The organism is Blastomonas sp. CCH9-A1 (assembly GCF_001557175.1).
GTDB classification, from domain to species: domain Bacteria; phylum Pseudomonadota; class Alphaproteobacteria; order Sphingomonadales; family Sphingomonadaceae; genus Blastomonas; species Blastomonas delafieldii_A.
On record NZ_LSHM01000002.1, the window covers coordinates 21,684 to 44,232 of the forward strand.

At 63.4% G+C, this 22,549-nt stretch carries 29 protein-coding genes; 24 read left to right on the forward strand and 5 right to left on the reverse strand.

The genetic code is table 11. From position 1 onward, the window contains the following. Positions 1 to 3: 3 nt before the first annotated feature. Genes AX725_RS00205 through AX725_RS00215 form a run of 3 tightly spaced genes read right to left on the reverse strand, consistent with a single transcriptional unit; the run spans position 4 to position 2,893 of the window. Entirely contained in the window at positions 4 to 543 is a 540-nt protein-coding gene (locus tag AX725_RS00205) for an aldo-keto reductase family protein (RefSeq protein ID WP_060977483.1), read from the reverse strand. Continuing rightward, the gene (locus AX725_RS00210) at positions 540 to 2,078 is read right to left on the reverse strand and encodes an ABC transporter permease/substrate-binding protein (protein ID WP_208597830.1); all 1,539 of its coding nucleotides are present in this window, start codon (positions 2,076 to 2,078) and stop codon (positions 540 to 542) included. The genes AX725_RS00205 and AX725_RS00210 overlap by 4 nt, the downstream gene beginning before the upstream one ends. A gap of 2 nt (positions 2,079 to 2,080) precedes the next feature. Further along, entirely contained in the window at positions 2,081 to 2,893 is an 813-nt protein-coding gene (locus AX725_RS00215; protein ID WP_066043723.1) for an ATP-binding cassette domain-containing protein, read from the reverse strand. Between the two features lie 226 nt (positions 2,894 to 3,119). Between AX725_RS00215 and AX725_RS00220 the strand changes: the two genes are divergently transcribed. Beyond that, positions 3,120 to 3,926, forward strand: coding sequence for an SDR family oxidoreductase (locus AX725_RS00220; protein ID WP_060979860.1), 807 nt, complete (start codon positions 3,120 to 3,122; stop codon positions 3,924 to 3,926). A 93-nt stretch (positions 3,927 to 4,019) separates the two neighbouring features. Continuing rightward, complete coding sequence (locus AX725_RS00225) at positions 4,020 to 4,298, forward strand: ETC complex I subunit (protein ID WP_060979861.1); 279 nt, start codon at positions 4,020 to 4,022, stop codon at positions 4,296 to 4,298. A 24-nt stretch (positions 4,299 to 4,322) separates the two neighbouring features. On the opposite strand, the gene ruvX is transcribed toward AX725_RS00225, so the two are convergent. Both ruvX and AX725_RS00235 read right to left on the reverse strand, forming a co-directional pair. Continuing rightward, positions 4,323 to 4,781, reverse strand: a complete 459-nt coding sequence (gene ruvX / locus AX725_RS00230) for a Holliday junction resolvase RuvX (RefSeq protein ID WP_060979862.1) — start codon at positions 4,779 to 4,781, stop codon at positions 4,323 to 4,325. Next, a complete protein-coding gene (locus AX725_RS00235; RefSeq protein ID WP_060979863.1) occupies positions 4,778 to 5,890 on the reverse strand; it encodes a DUF3089 domain-containing protein in 1,113 nt (370 codons plus the stop codon). The genes ruvX and AX725_RS00235 overlap by 4 nt, the downstream gene beginning before the upstream one ends. A 165-nt stretch (positions 5,891 to 6,055) precedes the next feature. On the opposite strand from AX725_RS00235, the gene gatC reads away from it, so the two are divergent. The 22 genes from gatC to rpsQ all read left to right on the forward strand — a co-directional run bounded on the left by gatC (position 6,056) and on the right by rpsQ (position 22,527). Next, positions 6,056 to 6,343, forward strand: a complete 288-nt coding sequence (gene gatC, locus AX725_RS00240; RefSeq protein ID WP_060979864.1) for an Asp-tRNA(Asn)/Glu-tRNA(Gln) amidotransferase subunit GatC — start codon at positions 6,056 to 6,058, stop codon at positions 6,341 to 6,343. A gap of 2 nt (positions 6,344 to 6,345) precedes the next feature. Next, complete coding sequence (gene gatA / locus AX725_RS00245; protein WP_060979865.1) at positions 6,346 to 7,830, forward strand: Asp-tRNA(Asn)/Glu-tRNA(Gln) amidotransferase subunit GatA; 1,485 nt, start codon at positions 6,346 to 6,348, stop codon at positions 7,828 to 7,830. Positions 7,831 to 7,895: 65 nt separating this feature from the next. Further along, on the forward strand, positions 7,896 to 8,198 hold the full coding sequence (locus AX725_RS00250; RefSeq protein WP_060979866.1) for an AbrB/MazE/SpoVT family DNA-binding domain-containing protein: 303 nt from the start codon (positions 7,896 to 7,898) through the stop codon (positions 8,196 to 8,198). Beyond that, positions 8,195 to 8,620, forward strand: coding sequence for a type II toxin-antitoxin system VapC family toxin (locus AX725_RS00255; protein ID WP_060979867.1), 426 nt, complete (start codon positions 8,195 to 8,197; stop codon positions 8,618 to 8,620). Before AX725_RS00250 ends, AX725_RS00255 begins: the two co-directional genes overlap by 4 nt. After that, positions 8,617 to 10,122: an Asp-tRNA(Asn)/Glu-tRNA(Gln) amidotransferase subunit GatB gene (gene gatB / locus AX725_RS00260; protein ID WP_060979868.1), complete on the forward strand. Its 1,506-nt coding sequence runs from the start codon at positions 8,617 to 8,619 to the stop codon at positions 10,120 to 10,122. Before AX725_RS00255 ends, gatB begins: the two co-directional genes overlap by 4 nt. Continuing rightward, positions 10,119 to 10,742, forward strand: a complete 624-nt coding sequence (locus AX725_RS00265) for a peptidylprolyl isomerase (RefSeq protein ID WP_082730743.1) — start codon at positions 10,119 to 10,121, stop codon at positions 10,740 to 10,742. The genes gatB and AX725_RS00265 overlap by 4 nt, the downstream gene beginning before the upstream one ends. 156 nt (positions 10,743 to 10,898) lie before the next feature. Beyond that, positions 10,899 to 12,167, forward strand: a complete 1,269-nt coding sequence (locus tag AX725_RS00270) for a cyclic di-GMP phosphodiesterase (protein WP_066271158.1) — start codon at positions 10,899 to 10,901, stop codon at positions 12,165 to 12,167. Between the two features lie 207 nt (positions 12,168 to 12,374). Then, complete coding sequence (gene rpsL, locus AX725_RS00275; protein WP_017670439.1) at positions 12,375 to 12,746, forward strand: 30S ribosomal protein S12; 372 nt, start codon at positions 12,375 to 12,377, stop codon at positions 12,744 to 12,746. 53 nt (positions 12,747 to 12,799) lie between these two features. After that, positions 12,800 to 13,270 carry a 30S ribosomal protein S7 gene (gene rpsG, locus AX725_RS00280; RefSeq protein ID WP_023837792.1) on the forward strand — a complete coding sequence of 157 codons (471 nt, stop codon included), beginning with the start codon at positions 12,800 to 12,802 and terminating at the stop codon, positions 13,268 to 13,270. 259 nt (positions 13,271 to 13,529) lie between these two features. Next, the gene (gene fusA, locus AX725_RS00285) at positions 13,530 to 15,605 is read left to right on the forward strand and encodes an elongation factor G (protein WP_060979906.1); all 2,076 of its coding nucleotides are present in this window, start codon (positions 13,530 to 13,532) and stop codon (positions 15,603 to 15,605) included. Between the two features lie 155 nt (positions 15,606 to 15,760). Beyond that, the gene (tuf, locus tag AX725_RS00290) at positions 15,761 to 16,951 is read left to right on the forward strand and encodes an elongation factor Tu (protein ID WP_060979870.1); all 1,191 of its coding nucleotides are present in this window, start codon (positions 15,761 to 15,763) and stop codon (positions 16,949 to 16,951) included. A gap of 139 nt (positions 16,952 to 17,090) precedes the next feature. After that, the gene (gene rpsJ / locus AX725_RS00295; protein ID WP_017670443.1) at positions 17,091 to 17,402 is read left to right on the forward strand and encodes a 30S ribosomal protein S10; all 312 of its coding nucleotides are present in this window, start codon (positions 17,091 to 17,093) and stop codon (positions 17,400 to 17,402) included. A gap of 253 nt (positions 17,403 to 17,655) precedes the next feature. Beyond that, a complete protein-coding gene (rplC, locus tag AX725_RS00300) occupies positions 17,656 to 18,414 on the forward strand; it encodes a 50S ribosomal protein L3 (protein ID WP_031318022.1) in 759 nt (252 codons plus the stop codon). A 6-nt stretch (positions 18,415 to 18,420) separates the two neighbouring features. Continuing rightward, complete coding sequence (gene rplD, locus AX725_RS00305) at positions 18,421 to 19,047, forward strand: 50S ribosomal protein L4 (RefSeq protein WP_060979871.1); 627 nt, start codon at positions 18,421 to 18,423, stop codon at positions 19,045 to 19,047. Continuing rightward, positions 19,040 to 19,351 carry a 50S ribosomal protein L23 gene (locus AX725_RS00310; protein WP_060979872.1) on the forward strand — a complete coding sequence of 104 codons (312 nt, stop codon included), beginning with the start codon at positions 19,040 to 19,042 and terminating at the stop codon, positions 19,349 to 19,351. The genes rplD and AX725_RS00310 overlap by 8 nt, the downstream gene beginning before the upstream one ends. A 30-nt stretch (positions 19,352 to 19,381) precedes the next feature. Next, complete coding sequence (rplB, locus tag AX725_RS00315; RefSeq protein WP_060979873.1) at positions 19,382 to 20,218, forward strand: 50S ribosomal protein L2; 837 nt, start codon at positions 19,382 to 19,384, stop codon at positions 20,216 to 20,218. A gap of 3 nt (positions 20,219 to 20,221) precedes the next feature. Continuing rightward, positions 20,222 to 20,497 (forward strand): 30S ribosomal protein S19, encoded by a 276-nt coding sequence (rpsS, locus tag AX725_RS00320; RefSeq protein WP_023837785.1) that lies wholly within the window; start codon positions 20,222 to 20,224, stop codon positions 20,495 to 20,497. Further along, entirely contained in the window at positions 20,497 to 20,874 is a 378-nt protein-coding gene (rplV, locus tag AX725_RS00325) for a 50S ribosomal protein L22 (RefSeq protein WP_060979874.1), read from the forward strand. Before rpsS ends, rplV begins: the two co-directional genes overlap by 1 nt. A 3-nt stretch (positions 20,875 to 20,877) precedes the next feature. Continuing rightward, positions 20,878 to 21,576: a 30S ribosomal protein S3 gene (gene rpsC, locus AX725_RS00330; protein WP_023837783.1), complete on the forward strand. Its 699-nt coding sequence runs from the start codon at positions 20,878 to 20,880 to the stop codon at positions 21,574 to 21,576. A 30-nt stretch (positions 21,577 to 21,606) separates the two neighbouring features. Next, positions 21,607 to 22,041, forward strand: coding sequence for a 50S ribosomal protein L16 (rplP, locus tag AX725_RS00335; protein ID WP_031318020.1), 435 nt, complete (start codon positions 21,607 to 21,609; stop codon positions 22,039 to 22,041). Continuing rightward, positions 22,041 to 22,247, forward strand: a complete 207-nt coding sequence (rpmC, locus tag AX725_RS00340; protein WP_060979875.1) for a 50S ribosomal protein L29 — start codon at positions 22,041 to 22,043, stop codon at positions 22,245 to 22,247. Before rplP ends, rpmC begins: the two co-directional genes overlap by 1 nt. Before the next feature lie 10 nt (positions 22,248 to 22,257). Next, a complete protein-coding gene (rpsQ, locus tag AX725_RS00345) occupies positions 22,258 to 22,527 on the forward strand; it encodes a 30S ribosomal protein S17 (protein ID WP_023837780.1) in 270 nt (89 codons plus the stop codon). The last annotated feature ends 22 nt before the right edge of the window (positions 22,528 to 22,549 follow it).

The window sequence follows — 22,549 nt, forward strand, 5'->3', positions numbered from 1 at the left end:
GGCTTATCCCTTGTAGAGGATGCGCCCGCTCGCCAGGCGGCCACGGCTGAGCGTCGTGACCTCTTTCAGAAAGCTGGTTGGCTTCTTGAAGAACTTGCTCTTGGGGTTGATCTTCAGGCCAGCAGCTGTCGCGATCTCGCTGATGAAGTGCACGCAATTGGCCTTGTTGAGATTATAGTTTTTCTGCGGCTTGTTGCGCCATTTGTCGGCGACCGCCATCACCGCGCGATATTCGGCATCGGTCAGCTCATAGCTGAAATGCGGCGCGCTGCTGGCGATATATTTGGGCTTCACGACGCTTACCCGGCCATCGACCCAGCCGAACAGGATGCTGGGGCCGGTGCTGATCGCGGTAAAGCCGACATTGGTGTCGACGACCTCGCCGGTCGAATCGACCTTGCCCTTGAGCGTCGCAAAGGCGTGCGGGAACTGGCTGCCCAGTTCGTGGCTGTAGAAGGTGATGGTCACCGCAGCATGCGCCGCATTCGCGCACATCAGCATCGGCGCGATGAAAAGAGTCAGCAGCAGGCGCTTGATCATCATGGATTTTGGTCCTCGCTTTTGGCGGAAATGGCCCGGTCGAGCCAAGCTGCCGAATCGGCCGGGCTTTGCTTGTTCTTGTCCCTGTCGACGCGATAATTGGCCTCACGCATTTTTTCCACCGGGATTGCGCCGACCAGAGGCCGGAGCGCCGCGATGAGGCGCGCATCGGCGACGGCGGAACGGCTGGCGAGCAGGATCGCGTCATAGCTGGGCACCGCGCCCTTCGGATCTTGCAGAATCACGAAACCGTTCGCGGCGATGCGCCCGTCCGAACTGAACGCCGAGATAATGTCCGCCTCGCCGAGCGAGAGCGCGCGGTACATGAAGGTCGGCTCGAACGCGCGGCGGCCCTTGAAACGCAGGGGATAGGCCCTTTGCACCATCTGCCATTCGGGGCGTTCGAGAAACTCGACATCGGTGCCGAAGACGAAATCGGGCGCGACGCGGACGATATCGTCAAGGCTCTGCAGGTTCAGGCGCTTCGCATCCTCGGGGCGCACCGCAAAGGCATAGGTGTTCTCGAAGCCCAGCGGACCGACCAGCTCGACGCCGTGCTGCGCCCTGGCCCAGCGCGCGATCTCGGCGATCATCGCCGCGCGCGGTTCGGGGTCCTGGCGCTGCATCTCATTGGTCCAGATCGTGCCGGCATAATCGACATAGACCTGCACCTCGTCGCTCGCCAATGCGCGATAGACCACGGCGCTGCCCAGCCCCTCGCGATAGCGCACGTCATAGCCTGCGGCCTCGAGCCGTCGCCCGATCAGCCGCGCGAGAATATACTGCTCCGAGAAGCGCTTGGCGCCGATGGTTACCACCGGCTTGTCGCTCTGCGGCGCGGGCCAGAGCGCGAGCGCCAGGCCGAGCGCGAGCGCGATCCCGGCGCCCCAGATGCGCGCATGGCGGCGATACGCGATGCCGCTCTCGATCAGGCCCAGCAGAAGATCGACGGTGATCGCAAGGCCCGCAGCGGCAAGGCACCCTTCGAGCACCAGCGACCAGTTCTGCGTCTGCAACCCGGCAAAGATCAGGTCGCCCAGGCTCGGCTGGCCGACGGTGGTCGAGAGCGTCGCCGCGCCGATGGTCCAGACGGCGGCGGTGCGCACCCCCGCCATGATCGTGGTCGAGGCGAGCGGCGCTTCGACCAGCCAGAGTTTCTGCAAGGAGGTCATGCCGACGCCATCGGCGGCCTCGATCATGGCGGGTTCGACCGAGCGCAGCCCGGTGACCGTATTGCGCAGGATCGGCAGCAGCGCGTAGAGCGTCAGCGCGAGCAGCGAGGGCAGGAAGCCGAGCGGCGAAATCGCATCGCCGAACACGGCCGACAGCGCGAGCAGCAGCGGGAAGAACAACGCGAGCAGGGCGAGCGCGGGGATGGTCTGGACCAGGCTGGCAAAACCCAGGGTGATGCCGGCCACGGTGCGGTTGCGCACCGACCAGATGGCGAGGGGCAGCGCGATCAGCAGTGCGAGCCCCAGCGCCGCAAAGCTCAGCTGCACATGCTGCGCGAGGAGATCGATCAGGCGGGGCCAGTCCATGGTCACTGCAAGCATTCAGCATCGCGCATCGCGGTGATCCGCTCGGCCTGCAATCGCGGCACCGCCACCAGCGCCTCGGCTTCCGGCCCGCAGCCGCCGGCGATCAGTTGGGTAGGGGTCGCGTCCGCCACGATCCGCCCGCCCGCCATCACCCAGATGCGGTCGGCAAACAGCAGCGCCTCGGCCATGTCGTGCGTGACCATGATCGTGGTGAGGCCGAGCCGTTCGTGCAGCGCGCGATATTGTTCGCCCAGCGCCTCGCGCGTTACCGGATCGAGCGCGCCGAAGGGTTCGTCCATCAGCATCAGCCCCGGTTCGCCCGCCAGCGCGCGTGCGACGCCGACGCGCTGCTTCTGCCCGCCGGAGAGCTGCTCGGGCAGGCGCGTGGCAAAATCGCGGGGCAGATCGACCAGATCGAGCAGTTCCGTCACGCGCTCGGCAGCCAGTTGCTTGCGCGTCGCCAGCCGCGATCCGATCCCGATATTCTGCGCCACGGTCATGTGCGGGAACAGGCCGATATTCTGGAAGACATAGCCGATCGAGCGGCGCAGCTGGTGCGGTTCGCGCGTCCCGACGTCCAGGCCATCGATACACACCCTGCCCGAATCGGGTTCGATCAGCCGGTTGACCGTTTTCAGCAGCGTCGACTTGCCCGATCCCGAGCTTCCGACGATCGCGACGAACGTGCCGGGCAGGATATCTGCGCGCACCCGATCGATCGCGATCGTGCCGCCATAGCGCTTGCCCACGCCCTCGAACGCTACGGCAGGGCCGCGCGCGCCGTGCGGTCGGGTGGGGATGGGGGAGGTCGCCATGCGGGCACGCTTATAGGCGGGTGGCGGCGCGGCTGGCTAGCCACTTGCGCGGGGTGGGTCGCGCGCTTAGCGTCCGGCGCAAACGAGAGCGAGAAGCGCCTGATCCAGCCATTCCCGCTCGGCCTGAGCCTGTCGAAGGCCCCGCTATATGGTCAGCGTGGGCGCGGGGCCTTCGACAAGCTCAGGCTGAGCGGATGGGGTTGGGCCTCGCCTGAGGAGGGACGACATGACCGACACCAAGTACATTTTCATCACCGGCGGAGCCTCGGGCATCGGGCGCGAGGTGGCGCGGTATTTCGCGCAGCGCGGCTGGTTCGTCGGGCTGGCCGACGTCAACCAGAAGGGCATGGAAGAGACTGCGGCGATGCTGCCTCAGGGCATGGCGTCGATCCACCGGCTCGACGTGCGCAGCCGCGAGCAATGGACCCAGGCGCTCGAGGCATTCACCGAGAAGAGCGGCGGCAAGCTGCACGTATTGTTCAACAATGCCGGTGTGGGCATCGGCGGGCCGCTGGAAAACCACAGCGAGGACGATATCGAGAAACTGGTCGACATCAACTTCAAGGGCGTCGTCTATGGCGCGCATATCGGGCACAAATATCTGAAAGCCACGCCCGGATCGTGCCTGCTCAACACATCTTCGGCGAGCGGAATCTATGGCTCGGCCGGGCTGTCGGTCTATTCGGCGACCAAGTTCGCGGTGCGCGGCCTTACCGAGGCGCTCGATATCGAATGGGGACCGGACGACATCCGCGTTCGCGCGCTGCTGCCGAGCTTCATCGATACGCCGCTGCTTCAGGGCACGCCCGCCAACAGCAACCAGTCGATCGGGGCCAGCGTGACCGCCGCAGGGCTGGAAATCGCGCCGGTCTCGCTGGTTGCCGAAGCGGCGTGGAATGCGGTGCACGATCCCAAGCACGTGCACAGCTATGTCGGCCCGACCGCCAAGCGTCTGGCCTTTGCAGCAAAATGGATGCCGGGATCGATCCGCAAGCGTGGTGGGCTAATGGTGCGGGCGCAGCGCGGCGATTGATCGGGCTACCGGCGACACGCCGCGCTTGACCCGCACCGCCCCGGTGTAGCAAAGGCGCGGACATCACCTTTTTCCCGGGACGGAAGCAAGAAAATGGCCGCACGAATCTATCAGCGCCCCAAGAACGCCATGCAGTCGGGCCGCGCGCTGACCGATCTTTGGGTGCTCGAGTTCGAGCCCGCCGAAGCCAAGAAGCCCGATCCGCTGACCGGATGGGCGGGCTCGGGTGATACGCAGCAGCAGGTCGTACTGAAATTTCCCGATCTGGAGGCGGCGAAAGCCTATGCCGAGAAATACGGCATCACCGCGCGGATCGAGCCGACGCCGCCGCGCCGCCTGAAGATCCAGGCCTATGCCGATAATTTTCGCTGATCTTGGTTGATCGGCGCTGGCGGCTCAGCCGGCCATCGCGTCGATCGCGCCCTGCAGGATGAAAGCCGCAGCCGCGCTGTCGACGCGTTCGGCGCGCTTGGCGCGGCTGATATCGGCATCGATCATCGCGCGTTCGACGGCCTGGGTCGACCAGCGTTCGTCCCACAATAACACCGGCAGGCCCAGCACCGCGATGTTGCGGGCAAAGGCGCGGGTGCTTTGCGTGCGCGGGCTGTCGCTGCCGTCCATGTTGAGCGGCAGTCCGATGACGATTCCACGAATCTCCTGATCGCGCACCAGCTGCTCGATCGCCGCCTTGTCCGCACCGAACTTGGTGCGCTTGATCGTCTTGGCAGCAGTCGCAAAGCTCCATCCGGCATCGCAGAACGCGGTGCCGATCGTCTTGGTGCCGACATCGAGCCCGATCAGCCGTCCGCCCGCGGGCAACGCTGCACGGTATTCCGCTGCGTGCGTGGTGATCACTTGCCCAGAAATGCGGCTACCCTCCGTTCCGCGTCGGCGCGCAGGTTCGCCCAGAACAGCGGATAATCATAGACGTGATAATTGTTGCCCGGCAGCACATAGGGGCCGAGCTGCGGCTCGCCGCCGAGCAGCAGCAGCCCGCGATCGTCGCATTTCGCACCCACCAGTGCCGGGGTGATGACGCCGTCGGTCAGTTCCTCGTTGGGCACCAGCGTGCCGAGGTTGCGGTCGGCCGGGGCCTCGTCGCCGAGCACCCCGGTGATCGGATTGACGCACAGCATCGGGCTCTGGCCACGCAGCTCTCCGTCGAACCCGACGCTTGCGGCATAGGCGTCGAGCAGAAGTTGCGGCTCGGCGGGTTCGCCGAAGCTCTGGAAGCCGATCATGCAGTTCGCCTGGTCGGGGGCGGTGCAGGGCGGCAGGCCGAGGGCGAGCAGATCCGTGGTCAGCGATACCGGCCAGCCGATCACATAGGCCGCAACGATCCGGTCGGCGAGCGGGCGGGTGACGACGCGCTGGCGCATCAGCGTGGTCAGGTGCAGGCCACCCTGGCTGTGCCCGGCGATGATGATCGGCATGTCCTTGGGAATTTCGGCGACGAACTCGTCGAACGCGGCGAGAATGTCCGAATAGGCGGCGTCGAACGCCATCTGCGCCTCGGGCCGGGTGGTCAGGAACGCGCCGATTGCGGCCTGGCGATAGCGCGGCGCCCAGATTTCGCCCACGCCGTTGAACACGCTCGCCTGGCTGCGCAGGAAGATGCGCGCGCGATCCTGCGATTCCTTGTCGTTCAGCGGTGCGTTCCACAGCGCGCGCTTCATGTAAGAGGTCGGGTGGATGTAGAAGATCGCGACCTTGGGCGTCCTGGTCACCTCGACGCCTTCCGGGGTCCAGAGCGCCGGATTGGCATCGCCGGTGATGCCAGGGCGCGAGAACCACATCTTCGGATCGGCATAGGCACTGGTCTCGACCGCCTCGGGCTTCACGAACTCGGCCGAGGGCACAAAGGCGGCGGCAAAAATCTGCTGCGGAAACAGGCGGTAGGCAGCGAAAGCTGCGACAATCAGGAAGATGATCGTCGCGATCAGGTACAGGAACTTGCGGGCCAAGACAGTCTCCGGTGCGGGGCAGGCGCGCGGGCACACGCGGGCCTTCGGGGCGCATATAGAAACCGATTACGGTTACTGCCAGTAAAGTGTTGCCCGCGCGCGGATTGCGCAAATGCAGCATTTGCCCGCTTGATGGCTGCGCGGGCCGGTGCTAGCCGCTGGGGCATGTCTGTAGATAGCAAAACCGTCAAGAAGATCGCCAGCCTGGCGCGGATCGCGATGACCGACGCCGAGGTCGAAGCCATGGTGCCGGAATTCAACGGCATATTGGGCTGGGTAGAGCAATTGGGCGAGGTCGATGTCACCGGCGTCGAGCCGATGACCGCCGTCATTCCCAACACCCTGCGTCTGCGCGAGGATGTCGTCACCGACGGCAATATCCGCGACAAGGTGCTGGTCAATGCGCCCGCAGCCGAACACGGCTTTTTCGGCGTTCCGAAGGTGATCGAATAACCATGACCGACCTTACCGATCTCGGCGTTGCCGACATCCGCAACGGCGTGCGCGCCGGTACCTTCAGCGCGCGCGAAGTCGCGACCGCATTCAATGCCAATGTCGCCGAGGCCAAGGCGCTCAACGCCTTTCTGATCGACACGCCCGAACACGCGCTGGCGGCCGCCGACGCGATCGACGCGAAGCGCGCGGCGGGCGAGGAGCTGCCGATCATGGCCGGGGTGCCGATCGGCATGAAGGACCTGTTCTGCACCGTCGGCGTAGAGGCGCGCGCAGCGAGCGAGATCCTCAACGGCTTCAAGCCCACCTATGAATCGACCGTCAGCCAGAAGCTGTGGGACGCGGGCGCAGGCATGCTGGGCAAGCTCAACATGGACCAGTTCGCGATGGGATCGTCGAACGAGACCAGTGCGTTCGGCAATGTCATCTCGCCCTGGCGGCGCAACGATGGCGGCAATGCACCGCTGGCTCCCGGTGGCTCATCCGGCGGCAGCTCGGCCGCGATTTCCGCACGGTTGTGCCCGGCTGCGACCGGCACCGATACCGGTGGGTCGATCCGCCAGCCCGCCGCGTTCACCGGCATCAGCGGCATCAAGCCGACCTATGGCCGCTGCTCGCGCTGGGGCGTGATCGCTTTTGCGTCGTCGCTCGACCAGGCAGGCCCGATGGCGCGCGACGTGCGCGACTGCGCGATCATGCTCGAGGCGATGAGCGGCTTCGACCCCAAGGATTCGACCTCGCTCGACCTGCCGGTGCCGCAATGGGAAGCCGGATTGTCGAGCAATCTCAAGGGCAAGCGCGTCGGTATTCCCAGGGAATATCGCATGGACGGCATGAATGCCGAGATTGCCGCTATCTGGGACAAGGGCGCCGAATGGCTGCGTGACGCCGGTGCCGAAATCGTGGAGGTGTCGCTGCCGCACACCCGCTATGCGCTGCCCGCTTATTATATCATCGCGCCCGCTGAGGCCTCGTCCAACCTCGCGCGCTATGACGGCGTGCGCTATGGCCAGCGCAACCTGCCCGATGGTGCAGGCCTGCAGGACATGTATGCCGCGACGCGCGCCGCCGGTTTCGGCCCCGAGGTCAAGCGCCGCATCATGATCGGCACCTATGTGCTGTCCGCCGGTTTCTACGACGCCTATTATACCCAGGCGCAGAAGGTCCGCGCGCTGATCGCCCGCGATTTCGCGCAGGTCTGGGAGCATTGCGACGTGCTGCTTGCACCCACTGCGCCGAGCGCGGCGTTCGGGCTGGGAGAGAATAGCGACGATCCGATCGCGATGTATCTGAACGACGTGTTCGCGGTGCCCGCCTCGCTCGCGGGTCTGCCTGCGATGTCGGTGCCCGGTGGGCTCGACAGCATGGGGCTGCCGCTCGGCCTGCAGATTATCGGCAAGCCGCTCGACGAGCAGGGCGTGCTCAATGCAGGTCTGGCGATCGAGGAACGCGCCGGATTCACGGCGCGGCCCGAGCGCTGGTGGTGATCCCATGCCCGGCGATTGCGCTGGCCACAGCGAGGTGTTACTTTCGGTAACACCGGAGAACTGCCATGAACGCCCATAGCAAGATCGAACATGAAACGCTCGTCAACATGACGAGCAAGGGGCAGGTCCTTATCCCCAAGGTCGTTCGCGATCTCAACGGCCTGATCCCCAATGGACCGGTCCGCGTCGGCATCAACGACCGCGGTGAGACGGTGATCCTGCCTCCTGAGCATGGCAATGGAGACACGCCGGAGCAACGCAGGACGCGTTTTCGTCAGGCTTTGGAAAAGGTTCGCGGAACCATCGATCTGCAGGGCCTGACGACCGACGAATATATGCGCGAGCTCCGGGGCGATTGGGAACCGTGATCCTGGTCGATTCCAATGTGCTGATCGATCTGTTCGGGCCGGAGCAGGGCTGGTACGCCTGGTCGTCGCAAGCCGCCGAGCATGCCAGCGAAACCGATGAGCTCTTGGTGAACGTGGTTGCCGTGGCGGAGGTGGCGCCCCGGCTTGGTTCGCTGGCGAAGTTCATGGACAATATCGAGACGATCGGCGCGCGCTTGACCGAACTCACTCCGGAAGCGGCTTTCTCGGCAGGGGAAGCATTTGCGGTCTATCGTGAGCGCCGCCGCGCGAATAAGGACATCGTGTCCAATATTCTGCCGGATTTCCTCATCGGTGGCCATGCGCAAGCCATCGGCGCGACCATCCTGACCCGCGATCCACGCTTCTATCGCAGCTATTTCCCGCAAGTTCCTCTCATTACGCCTGAAACGGACACAGAATGACTGAATCAACCTATCGTATCCAGGGTGCCACCGGTGAATGGGAGGTCGTGATCGGCCTTGAGGTGCACGCGCAGGTCACCAGCAAAGCCAAGCTCTTTTCTGGCGCAGCGACCGCATTCGGCGCCGAGCCCAATGCGCAGGTCAGCCTTGTCGATGCCGCAATGCCCGGCATGCTGCCCGTGCCGAACAAGGAATGCATCCGCCAGGCTGTACGCACCGGCATGGCGATCGGCGCGCAGATCAACCGCTGGTCGCGTTTCGACCGCAAGAACTATTTCTATGCCGATCTGCCGCAGGGCTATCAGATCAGCCAGCTCTACCACCCGCTGGTGGGCGAGGGCGCGGTCGAGATCAGCCTTGACGAGAAGAACCCCGATGCCGCGACCAAGACGATCGGCATCGAGCGCATCCATGTCGAACAGGATGCCGGCAAGCTGATGCACGATCAGCACCCGACGATGAGCTATGTCGACCTCAACCGTTCGGGCGTCGCGCTGATGGAAATCGTCTCGCGCCCCGACATGCGCTCTCCGGCAGAGGCGGGGGCGTATCTGAAGAAGCTGCGCACGATCCTGCGCTATGTCGGTTCGTGCGACGGAAACATGGAAGAAGGCTCGATGCGCGCCGACGTCAACGTCTCGGTGCGCAAGCCCGGCGACGAATTCGGCACGCGGACCGAGACGAAGAACGTCAACTCGGTGCGCTATGTGATGGCGGCGATCGAGCATGAGGCGAACCGCCAGGTCGACGTGCTCGAAAGCGGCGGGACGATCGTCCAGGAAACGCGGCTCTACGATCCGGACAAGAACGAGACCCGCTCAATGCGCTCGAAGGAAGATGCGCACGACTATCGCTATTTCCCCGATCCCGACCTGCTGCCGCTCGAGCTCGACGATGCGTTTCTCGACGAGTGCAAGGCCTCGCTGCCCGAACTGCCCGATGCCAAGCGCAAGCGCTATACGAGCGAACTGGGGCTTTCGGCCTATAATGCAGCGGTGCTGACCGCCGAGGCGGAGACCGCGCGCTGGTTCGAGGGGCTGCTCGCCGAATGCGCCAAGGCGCAGGGCAAGCCGGAGGCCGAGGTGGCCAAGGCCGCGGCCAACTGGCTGCTGTCCGAGCTCTACGGCGCGCTCAACCGGCTGGGCAAGACGATCGAGGACAGCCCGGTTAGCCAGGCCGCCGGGGCCGAGTTGCTCGCGCTGGTCGCCAGCGGCACGATTTCGGGCACCATCGCCAAGCAGGTGTTCGAGATCATGCTCGAGACCGGCGATGCGGCGGGCAAGATCGTCGAGGAGCGCGGCCTCAAGCAGACCTCGGACACCGGCGCGATCGATGCCGCGATTGCCAAGGTGCTGGCCGACAATGCCGACAAGGTCGAGCAGTACAAGGGCGGCAAGGAAGCTTTGTTCGGCTTCTTCGTCGGCCAGACGATGAAAGCGATGCAGGGCAAGGGCAATCCGCAGCTGGTCAACGAGCAGCTGAAAAAGGCGCTATCCGCATGACGCGCTGGCTGGCGCTGATCGCAGCGACGCTGGCGCTGCTTGCGCCCGCGTTCGCGCAGGATGCGCCTGCCGCCGATCCCGCGCCGCCGCTGCCGCTGGTCGAGATCGCCACCGATGTCGGCAACCTGACGGTCGAGGTGGACACGCGCCACGCGCCGATCACGGGCAAGAACTTCCTCGCCTATGTCGACAAGAAGATGCTCGACGGCGTGGTCTTCTATCGCGTGGTCAAGGCGGCTGACAATTTCGGCTTCGTGCAGTTCGGCGGGCTTGGCGATCCCAAGCGCATGCTGCCGCCGATCGCGCACGAGCCGACCACCCAGACCGGGCTCAGCCATACCGATGGCGTGCTGTCGGTCGCGCGGTTCGAGCCGGGATCGGCGCGCGGCGAGTTCACGATCATGCTGGGCGCTCAGACCGGACTGGATGCCAATCCGTCCGCCCCGGGCGACAATCTCGGCTATGCGGCCTTTGCCAAGGTGGTGAAGGGGCGCGAGGTGCTGACGCGCATTCTCGACACGCCGATCGATCCTGCCAAGACGGTCGGCGGCGTGTTCGCCGGCGAAATGCCCGGCAGTCCGGTGCGCATCATCAGCGCCCGCCGCGTCACCGCTCCATAATGAAACACCCCCCCCAAATGGGGAGTGTAAAATCGTGCCGAGTCGTCCGCTTATTACTCTCGGTTAATGTTTTTCCGCCAAGACACCTGATGAAATCTTTGCAACTCGGCTTGCCCGGCCTGTTGCAAGGGGGCTGTCACAGGGGCGGATGGGCGGATGCTTCAGCATATCAAGCCAGATCGGGTAGAATTGGGGATGTTCGTCCACGGCTTTGTCGGCTCGTGGTTCGATCACCCGTTCTGGCGCAAGAAGTTCGTCATCGAGGACGAGGACGACCTCGTGAAAATCCGCGAAAGCAAGGTCGAGGCGGTCATCGTCGATGACGAGCGCGGCCTGGCACCGCGGATTGATCGCCCCAGCCTGACACCGGTGGTACCCGAGCCGGTCCGTCGTCTCGCGACCCAGCCCAATCCCATGGCGACGCGCTATACGCCGCCCTCGGTCGCGGCCAAGAACACCGGCTTCAAGCAGGAGGCCAAGCGCGCCGCCAGGATCGTCGAGAAATCGAAGAAGCAGGTCGGCGCGATGTTCGAGGCCGCGCGCATGGGGCAGGCGATCAAGATCAAGGATGTCGCCCCGCTGATCGACGAGATCCGCGAGTCGGTGGAGCGCAACAACAAGGCGCTCACCAATCTCGTCCGGCTGAAGAGCAAGGACGAATATACCTATATGCACTCGGTCGCGGTGTGCGCGCTGATGATCAACATGGCACGCAAGCTGGACCTCGATGAGACCACGATCCGCCATATGGGCATGTCCGGGCTGCTCCACGATCTCGGCAAGATGGCGGTGCCGCAGATGATCCTCGACAAGACGGGCCGGCTGACCGACGAGGAATTCTCGACCATCCGCACGCATCCCGAGCGCGGCCATGCGCTGATCGGCGACAATCCCGACGTGCCCGATATGGCGCGCGACGTGTGCCTGCACCATCACGAGAAGATCGACGGCACCGGTTATCCGTTCGGTCTGGCGGGCGACGAGATCAGCATGGCAGCGCGCATGGGCGCGATCTGCGATGTCTATGACGCGGTCACGTCCAACCGTCCGTACAAGGACCCGTGGACCCCGGCCATGGCGCTGGGCCGCATGGGCCAGTGGCAGGGCCATTTCGACGAGCGGCTGATGGGCGTGTTCATCAACTCGCTGGGGCTCTATCCCGCAGGCGGGCTGGTGCGGCTCAATGATCACCGGCTGGCGCTGATCGTCGACAATTGCCCGGAAGAATTGTTGGCCATCCGGGTGCTTCCCTTCTATTGCACGTCGCGGCTACAGCAGATCAAGCCGCAGGAGCTGATCGTCCGGCCCGACCAGGGACCGCAGATTCTGGGGATCGAACGTCCCGATTTCTGGCATTTCGAGGACTGGGCCGCCTTGCGGTCCTCGGTGCTCGCCAAGGCGCAGGGCCTGTCCGCAGCGGCTTGACCGCGCGGCCAAACACCGCTAAGGGCCGCGCTTCGATCGCCGGGGCCTTCAGGGCCGTATCGACCGAAACCAAGCAGAACACTGGCGCAAGGTGCGGGTGGGCAACAGGCGGAGCCTCCACCATATCGGCGTGCGACACCATCGCATGCAGGTCACGTATCGGGCGGCAGAGTAACCTCATACTCTACCAACCAGGTGAAGAGAAACATGCCAACGATCAACCAGCTGGTCCGCAAGGGCCGGGTACCCCAGAAGGCGAAGTCCAAGGTGCCCGCAATGGATGCAAACCCGCAGAAGCGTGGCGTTTGCACCCGCGTCTACACGACGACCCCGAAAAAGCCGAACTCGGCGCTGCGCAAGGTGGCCAAGGTCCGTCTGACCAACAGCCGCGAAGTCATCACCTACATTCCGGGTGAAGGCCACAACCTGCAGGAGCACTCGGTGGTGCTCATCCGCGGCGGCCGCGTGCGCGACCTTCCCGGTGTGCGCTATCACGTGCTGCGCGGCGTCCTCGATACCCAGGGTGTCAAGGACCGCAAGCAGAGCCGTTCGAAGTACGGCGCCAAGCGTCCGAAATGATCCTCGCGGGGCCTATCCCCGCTTGATGATCTGGCCTTTTTCAGGAGTTACCTATGTCTCGTCGTCGTCGCCCGGAAAAGCGCGTCATTCTTCCCGATCCCAAGTTCGGGGATCTGACGCTCTCGAAGTTCATGAACAACCTGATGCTGGACGGCAAGAAGTCCGTCGCTGAACGCATCGTCTATGGTGCGCTGGAAACCATGCAGACCAAGGCCAAGGCCGACCCGCTGCCGATGTTCCACGATGCGCTTAACAACGTGAAGCCCGGCATCGAAGTGCGCAGCCGCCGCGTCGGTGGTGCGACCTATCAGGTCCCCGTCGAAGTGCGTCCCGAACGCGCCCAGGCTCTCGCCATCCGCTGGCTGATCTCGGCTGCGCGCAACCGCAGCGAAACCACGATGGCCGCGCGTCTGTCGGGCGAGCTGCTCGATGCCGCCAACAACCGCGGCAATGCGGTCAAGAAGCGTGAAGACACGCACCGCATGGCCGAAGCGAACCGTGCCTTCTCGCACTATCGCTGGTAATATGTGTCCTCTCCTTTGATGGGGAGAGGACGCAGCAACCGTGTGTTGCCGAAAAGGGGAGGGCGCACCATATCGGTGTCGTCACCCCCTTTTGACTAAGGAGCAGGTTCGTGTCCGGGCCTGTTCGAGATGCCCTCTTCCGTTGGTGGAGAGGGGAGTGAGCTGCATCCCGTCATGAGCCAATTCGCGCTGGTCAAAGCGCCGGGGCTTCATTATAGGGCGCGGCAAATTACGCCCCCAAATCTTGGAGTTTGAGATCATGGCACGCAGCCATCCCCTGGAGAAGTACCGCAATATCGGCATCATGGCCCATATCGATGCGGGCAAGACCACCACGACCGAGCGGATTCTCTATTATACCGGCAAGTCGTACAAGATCGGCGAAGTGCACGACGGCGCTGCGACCATGGACTGGATGGAGCAGGAGCAGGAGCGCGGCATCACGATCACGTCGGCTGCGACGACCTGTTTCTGGAACGATCACCGCATCAACATCATCGACACCCCGGGCCACGTGGACTTCACCATCGAAGTCGAGCGTTCGCTCCGCGTGCTCGATGGCGCGGTCGCCTGTTTCGACGGCGTGGCCGGCGTTGAGCCGCAGTCGGAAACCGTGTGGCGCCAGGCCGAGAAGTATCGCGTTCCCCGCATGTGCTTCGTCAACAAGCTGGACCGTACCGGTGCGAGCTTCGAGCGCTGCGTCGAGATGATCCGCGACCGTCTCGGCGCGCGTCCGCTGGTGCTGTACCTCCCGATCGGCATCGAGAGCTCGTTCATCGGCCTGGTCGACCTGGTGCACAACCGCGCCATCGTCTGGCAGAACGAAGCGCTGGGCGCGAAGTTCGACTATACCGACATCCCCGATGATCTGAAGGATGCCGCCGAAGCTGCGCGCGCCGAGCTGATCGAAACCGTCGTCGAGCAGGACGATGCGGTGATGGAACAGTATCTGGAAGGCAACGAGCCCGACGCCGACACCATCAAGAAGCTGATCCGCAAGGGCACGCTGAACTTCTCGTTCGTCCCCGTGCTGTGCGGCTCGGCGTTCAAGAACAAGGGCGTGCAGCCGCTGCTCGACGCCGTGGTCGACTATCTGCCTTCGCCGCTCGACATTCCCGATGTGGAAGGCGTCAAGCTCGACGGCGAGACCAAGGACACCCGTCCGCCCGCCGACGATGCGCCGTTCAGCGCGCTGGCGTTCAAGATCATGAACGACCCGTTCGTCGGAACGCTGACCTTCGCCCGCATCTATTCGGGCAAGCTGGAAGCCGGCACCTCGGTGACCAACTCGGTCAAGGACAAGAAGGAAAAGGTTGGCCGCATGCTGCTGATGCATGCCAACAGCCGCGAAGACATTTCGGAAGCCTATGCCGGTGACATCGTTGCTCTGGCGGGTCTGAAGGAAACCACCACCGGGGACACGCTCTGCGCTTCGAACGCGCCGATCATCCTCGAGCGGATGGAATTCCCCGAGCCGGTGATCGAGCTGTCGGTCGAGCCCAAGACCAAGGCCGACCAGGAAAAGATGGGCGTGGCGCTCAACCGCCTTGCCCGCGAAGACCCGTCGTTCCGCGTGTCGTCGGATGTCGAAAGCGGCCAGACGATCATCAAGGGCATGGGTGAACTTCACCTGGAAATCCTGGTCGACCGCATGAAGCGCGAGTTCAAGGTGGAAGCGAACGTGGGTGCGCCGCAGGTGGCGTATCGTGAATATCTCGCCAAGCCGGTGGACATCGACTACACCCACAAGAAGCAGTCGGGTGGTTCGGGTCAGTTCGGTCGCATCAAGTTCAAGCTGACGCCGGGCGAGCGCGGAGCGGGCATCACCTTTGTCGACTCGGTCAAGGGCGGTAACATTCCGAAGGAATATATCCCGGCTGTCGAAAAGGGCATGCGCGAGACGGCGGCTTCGGGCTCGCTGGTCGGCTTCCCGATCATCGACTTCGAGATCGAGCTGTATGACGGTGCGTACCATGACGTCGACTCTTCGGCGCTGGCGTTCGAAATCGCGGGCCGTGCAGGTATGCGCGAAGCCGCGCAGAAGGCCGGCATCAAGCTGCTCGAGCCGATCATGAAGGTCGAGGTGGTCACCCCGGAAGATTATCTGGGCGATGTCATCGGCGACTTGAACAGCCGTCGTGGCCAGATCCAGGGCACCGACACGCGCGGCAACGCGCAGGCGGTGGAAGCGATCGTGCCGCTCGCAAACATGTTCGGATACGTGAACCAGCTGCGTTCCTTCACCCAGGGACGTGCGCAGTACACGATGCAGTTCTCTCACTATGACGAGGTCCCGGCGAATGTCGCGGCCGAGGTCAAGGAGAAGCTGGCATAAGCCGGGCATAATCGCTATAGGCGCTCGACCTTAGCCCGCCGAATCGCGCTGATACGCGCGTCGGGCTTTCATTAGGGTGTTGACAGTTTTGGGCAGTCCGGCCAGAGCGCGGCCCGGACTATCCCACAGATAGTAAAGAACGAAGGTAGGAAAAAATGGCCAAGGCTAAATTTGAGCGGACCAAGCCGCACTGCAATATCGGTACCATCGGTCACGTCGACCATGGCAAGACCACGCTGACCGCAGCCATCACCAAGGTGCTCGCTGAAACCGGCGGCGCGACCTTCACCGATTATGCGAACATCGACAAGGCTCCCGAAGAGCGCGAGCGCGGCATCACCATTTCGACCGCACACGTCGAATATGAAACCGAAGCCCGTCACTATGCGCACGTCGACTGCCCGGGTCACGCTGACTATGTGAAGAACATGATCACCGGTGCCGCCCAGATGGACGGCGCGATCCTGGTGGTGAACGCTGCTGACGGCCCGATGCCGCAGACCCGCGAGCACATCCTGCTCGCCCGTCAGGTCGGCGTGCCCGCGCTGGTCGTGTACATGAACAAGGTCGACCAGGTCGATGACGAGGAAATCCTCGAGCTCGTCGAACTCGAAGTTCGCGAACTGCTCAGCTCGTACGACTTCCCCGGCGACGATATTCCGATCGTCAAGGGTTCGGCTCTGGCCGCTCTCGAAGGTCGCGACGACAATATCGGCAAGGACTCGATCAACGCGCTGATGGCGGCTGTTGACTCGTACATCCCGCAGCCGGCTCGCCCCGTCGACAAGCCGTTCCTGATGCCCGTGGAAGACGTGTTCTCGATCTCGGGTCGTGGTACCGTTGTGACCGGCCGCGTCGAAACCGGCATCGTCAAGGTTGGCGAAGAAGTCGAAATCGTCGGTCTGAAGGACACCCGCAAGACCGTCGTGACCGGCGTCGAAATGTTCCGCAAGCTGCTCGACCAGGGTGAAGCTGGCGACAACATCGGCGCACTGGTTCGCGGCGTTGCCCGTGAAGAAGTCGAGCGTGGTCAGGTTCTCTGCAAGCCCGGTTCGGTTACGCCGCACACCGAGTTCAACGCAGAAGTCTACGTGCTGTCGAAGGACGAAGGTGGCCGTCACACGCCGTTCTTCGCCAACTATCGTCCGCAGTTCTACTTCCGCACGACCGACGTGACCGGTGAAGTGATCCTGCCCGAGGGCACCGAAATGGTGATGCCGGGCGACAACGTGACGATCGGCGTGAAGCTGATTGCTCCGATCGCGATGGATCCGGGTCTGCGCTTCGCAATTCGCGAAGGTGGCCGTACCGTCGGTTCGGGGGTTGTCAGCACGATCACCAAGTAATATAGGGCCATCTCCCGGACGGAACTGATTCGTCCGGGAGATGGAATTTTTATAGGCCGCCCCGGCGTTCGGTCCCACCAGGGATCAACGGGTTTCTGGGGCGGTTTGTTTTTCGCTCTTTCGCATCGGTAAAGTGGTAATGGAAACGCAGAATATCCGTATTCGCCTCAAGGCATTTGATCATCGCGTGCTCGATCAGGCGACCGGCGACATCGCCGACACCGCCCGCCGCACCGGCGCTCTCATTCGTGGTCCCATTCCGCTGCCGACGCGCATCGAGAAGTTCACCGTGAACCGCGGCCCGCATGTCGACAAGAAGTCGCGCGAGCAGTTCGAGGTGCGCACCTACAAGCGTCTGCTGGATATCGTTCAGCCGACCCCGGCCACTGTCGATGCTCTGATGAAGCTCGAGCTGGCCGCTGGCGTCAACGTCGAGATCAAGCTGGCCTGAGGCCAGTAACGCCCGGGCCCAGGTCCGGGCATCTCTGCCCGACAGGGCAGGGGCCTAAGGGATACCGCGCAGCCATTGCTGCGGCTCTGGTCCCCCGTCTTTTCCGGTCTGCCTTCGGGCATATGGAAAAAGCCAACCCGGACGGGGTGATCATCAAAATTCGGGTTGGCCCTCAAGGTTCACGCCTTGGGGGTTTTTCGTTGGATACGCCCGCGAGCAATCACGCAGACGGGCCTCTATTGGGAGAATGATCATGCGCACTGGCGTGATCGCGAAAAAAGTCGGGATGACCCGCCTGTTTCAGGAAGATGGCCGGCACGTGCCCGTCACCGTCCTGTCGCTAGAAGATTGCCAGGTGGTTTCGGTGAAGAACCAGGACCGTGACGGTTACGTCGCTGTCCAGCTGGGTGCCGGAGCTGCCAAGCCCAAGAACGTCAACAAGCCGCAGCGCGAGCATTTTGCCAAGGCAGAAGTCGCTCCCAAGATGCTGATGGCCGAGTTCCGCGTCGCCGACGATGCGATCCTGGACGTGGGCGCCACCATTTCCGCCAACCACTTCATCCCCGGTCAGCTGGTCGACATTACCGGCCACACCCAGGGCAAGGGCTTTGCCGGCGCCATGAAACGCTGGGGCTTCGGGGGCATGCGCGCATCGCATGGTGTCTCGATCTCGCACCGTGCACACGGTTCGACCGGTCAGCGCCAGGATCCGGGCAAGGTCTTCAAGAACAAGAAGATGGCCGGTCACATGGGTGACCGTCAGCGCACCCAGCAGAACCTGGAAGTCGTCCGCACCGACGAGGCGCGCGGCCTGATCTTCGTCAAGGGCTCGGTCCCCGGTTCGAAGGGTGGTTGGCTGATGGTTCGCGATGCCGTCAAGGTTCCGCGCCACGCCGACGCTCCGTACCCCGCGGCGATCCGCTCTGCTGCGGGCAATAACGACAATGCTCCCGCCGACACGCCTGCTGAAGACGTGGCTGCCGTGGAAGCAACCGACGGCCAGGAGGGTTAATCGGTCATGAAGCTCAAGGTTCAAACCCTCGACGCCACTGCCAAGGGCGACATCGAACTCGCCGATGACGTGTTCGGCGTGACCCCGCGTGCAGACATTCTGCACCGCGTGATCACCTGGCAGCTCGAAAACCGCCGCGGCACCGCCCGTGCGGCCCGCGAGCGCAGCGATGTTGCGCGCACCGGCAAGAAGTTCGGTCGTCAGAAGGGCGGCGGTACCGCGCGTCACGGCGATCGTCGTGCCCCGATCTTCGTCGGCGGTGGTAAGGCTCACGGTCCCCGCGTCCGTGACTTCAACCCCGCGCTCAACAAGAAGGTCCGCGCGCTCGGCCTGAAGATGGCGCTTTCCTCGAAGGTCGCCAGCGAAAGCCTGATCGTCGTGGAATCGCTCGATCTCGGCGAAGCCAAGACCAAGGCGCTGGCTGCTCAGCTCGGCAAGCTCGGCCTGGGCAAGAAGGCGCTGTTCATCGATGGCGATGCCGTGAACGACAATTTCAAGAAGGCTTCGGCCAACCTGATCGGTCTGAACGTGCTGCCCGCCGTCGGTGCCAATGTCTATGACATCCTGAAACACGATACGCTGGTGCTGACCCGCGCCGCTGTTGAAAAGCTGGAGGCCCGGTTCAATGGCTAAGAAATCCGACACCATCGATACCCGTCATTATGACGTGATCGTGGCCCCGCACATCACCGAAAAGTCGACGCTGCTCAGCGAAAGCAACTCGGTGGTCTTCAAGGTCAGCCAGGACGCCACCAAGCCGCAGATCAAGGCTGCGGTCGAAGCGCTGTTCGATGTCAAGGTCGTGGGTGTCAATACCCTCGTCCAGAAGGGCAAGACCAAGCGCTGGAAGGGTCGTCCCTATACCCGCACCGACATCAAGAAAGCCGTTGTTCGCCTGGCCGAAGGCCAGTCGATCGACGTCACCACCGGCGTCTGAGCGCGGTCGGCAAGCTGACAGGATACAGATATGGCACTCAAATCCTATAATCCGACAAGCCCGGGCCGTCGCGGCCTGATCCTTGTCGACCGCAGCGACCTGTACAAGGGTGGCCCGGTCAAGGCGCTGACCGAAGGCAAGCGCAAGACCGGTGGCCGCAACAACAAGGGTCACGTGACCTCGCGCGGCATCGCCGGTGGTCACAAGCAGCGTTACCGCATTGTCGACTTCAAGCGTCGCAAGCTCGATGTTCCTGGCACCGTGGAGCGGATCGAATATGATCCCAACCGCACCGCCTTCATCGCGCTGATCAAGTACGAAGATGGCGAACTGGCTTACATCCTGGCGCCGCAGCGTCTGGCCGTGGGCGACACCGTGATCGCTGGCGAAAAGACCGACGTGAAGCCGGGCAACGCCATGAAGCTGGCGCAGATGCCGGTCGGCACCATCATCCACAATGTGGAGATGAAGCCGGGCAAGGGCGGTCAGATCGCACGTTCGGCAGGCACCTATGCACAGGTCGTCGGTCGTGACCGCGGCATGGTGATGGTCCGTCTGAACTCGGGCGAACAGCGTTACATCCCCGGCGCCTGCATGGGCACCGTGGGCGCGGTTTCCAACCCCGACAACAGCAACCAGAACTTCGCCAAGGCTGGTCGCAAGCGCTGGATGGGCAAGCGCCCGCTGACCCGCGGTGTTGCCAAGAACCCGGTCGATCACCCGCATGGTGGTGGTGAAGGCCGCACCTCGGGTGGCCGTCATCCGGTCACGCCGTGGGGCAAGCCGACCAAGGGCATGCGCACTCGTAAGAACAAGTCGACCGACAAGATGATCATCCGGTCGCGTCACGCGAAGAAGAAGAGGTAAGTCATGGCTCGCTCCATCAAAAAAGGGCCGTTCTTCGACCTGTATCTGCTGAAGAAGGCAGAAGCGGCGCAGGACGCTGGCGGCCGTGCTCCGATCAAGACCTGGTCGCGTCGTTCGACGATCCTGCCGCAGTTCGTCGGCCTGACGTTCAACGTGTACAACGGCCACAAATTCATTCCCGTGGCGGTCAACGAAGACATGGTGGGTCACAAGCTGGGCGAATTCGCCCCGACCCGCACCTTCCCTGGCCACGCTGCTGACAAGAAGGGCAAGCGCTAATGGGCAAGGCAAAATCTCCGCGCCGCGTGGGCGAAAATGAGGCGCTGGCCGTCGGCACCACCATCCGTGGTTCGGCGCAGAAGCTCAACCTCGTGGCTGCCCTGATCCGTGGCAAGAAGGCCGAAGAGGCGATGAACATCCTTTCCTTCTCGAAGAAGGCCATGGCTGTCGACGCCAAGAAGGTCCTCGCGTCGGCTATTGCCAACGCGGAAAACAACCACAACCTCGATGTCGACGCGCTGGTCGTCGCTGAAGCGAGCGTTGGCAAGGCGATCACGATGAAGCGGTTCATGACCCGCGCACGTGGCCGTTCCAGCCGCATCGTGAAGCCGTTCAGCCGCCTGCGCATCGTCGTGCGCGAACAAGAGGAAGCGTAAGCCATGGGTCACAAGAGCAATCCGATTGGCCTGCGTCTGCAGATCAACCGCACCTGGGACAGCCGCTGGTTCGCCGAAGGTCGCGATTATGCGCGTCTGCTCAAGGAAGATATCGAGCTGCGCAAGTACATCATGAAGACGCTGCCCCAGGCCGCGATCTCGAAGGTGGTCATCGAGCGCCCGGCCAAGCTGTGCCGCGTCTCGATCTACGCTGCTCGTCCCGGTGTCATCATCGGCAAGAAGGGCGCGGACATCGAGAAGCTGCGCAAGACGCTGGAAGGTCTGATCGAAGGTGGTGAGGTCAAGCTCAACATCGTCGAGATCCGCAAGCCCGAAATCGACGCCAAGCTCGTCGCGCAGGGCATTGCCGACCAGCTGATCCGCCGCGTTGCCTTCCGTCGTGCGATGAAGCGCGCGATGCAGTCGGCGATGCGTCTGGGCGCAGAAGGCATCAAGGTGATGTGCGGCGGCCGTCTCGGCGGCGCCGAAATCGCCCGCACCGAGCAGTATCGCGAAGGCCGCGTTCCGCTGCACACGCTGCGTGCCAATGTCGACTATGCCGAAGCCGAGGCGCTGACCGCGTACGGCATCATCGGCATCAAGTGCTGGATCTTCAAGGGCGAAATCCTTGGTCACGATCCGATGGCGCAGGACCGGCTGATGATGGAAGCGCAGACTTCCGGCGTCCGCCCGGCCCGCTGAGCCCAGAACAGACAGACAAGGTAGAGCATCATGCTGCAACCGAAGAAAATGAAGTTCCGCAAGGCTTTCAAGGGCCGGATCAGCGGCAATGCGCCGGGCGGAACCAGCCTCAATTTCGGGTCGTACGGCCTGAAGGCGCTGGAGCCCGAGCGGATTACCGCGCGCCAGATCGAAGCCGCCCGTCGTGCGATCACGCGTCACATCAAGCGTCAGGGACGTTTGTGGATCCGCGTGTTCCCCGACGTGCCGGTGACCAAGAAGCCCGCCGAAGTCCGTCAGGGCAAGGGCAAGGGTTCGGTCGAATATTGGGCAGCCCGCGTGAAGCCCGGCCGCATCCTGTTCGAACTGGATGGCGTCCCCGGTCCGATCGCCGCCGTGGCGTTCGAGCGTGCAGCGATGAAGCTGCCGATCAAGACCAAGGTCGTGGCACGCCTGGGCGATACGTCGCACCTGGGAGGTGAGTGATGAGCAAGATTTTTGAAGACCTTCAGCAGAAGACCGACGATCAGCTGACCGCTGAACTGGGTGCGCTGAAGAAGGAAGCGTTCAACCTGCGCTTCCAGGCCGCGACCAACCAGCTGGAGCGTCCCGCACGCGTCCGCGAAGTGCGTCGCACCATTGCCCGCATCAAGACCCTGCAGAGCGAGCGCGCTCGCACTGCAGCCAAGTAAGGAGGCCGATATGCCGAAACGAGTTCTGACCGGAACGGTGGTCTCCGACAAGGGCGACAAGACCGTGGTGGTGAATGTCGAGCGCAAGGTGAAGCACCCGCTGTACGGGAAGATCATCCGTCGTTCGAAAAAGTATCACGCGCATGACGAGAACAACAGCTTCAAGGAAGGCGAAACCGTCCGCATCGAAGAGACGGCTCCGATTTCCAAGCTGAAGACCTGGAAGGTGCTGGATCGGGTGAACACCCACAAGGCGCCCGAAGCTTCGAGCGAAGCGTAAGCCATTAGGAACTGCCGGACCG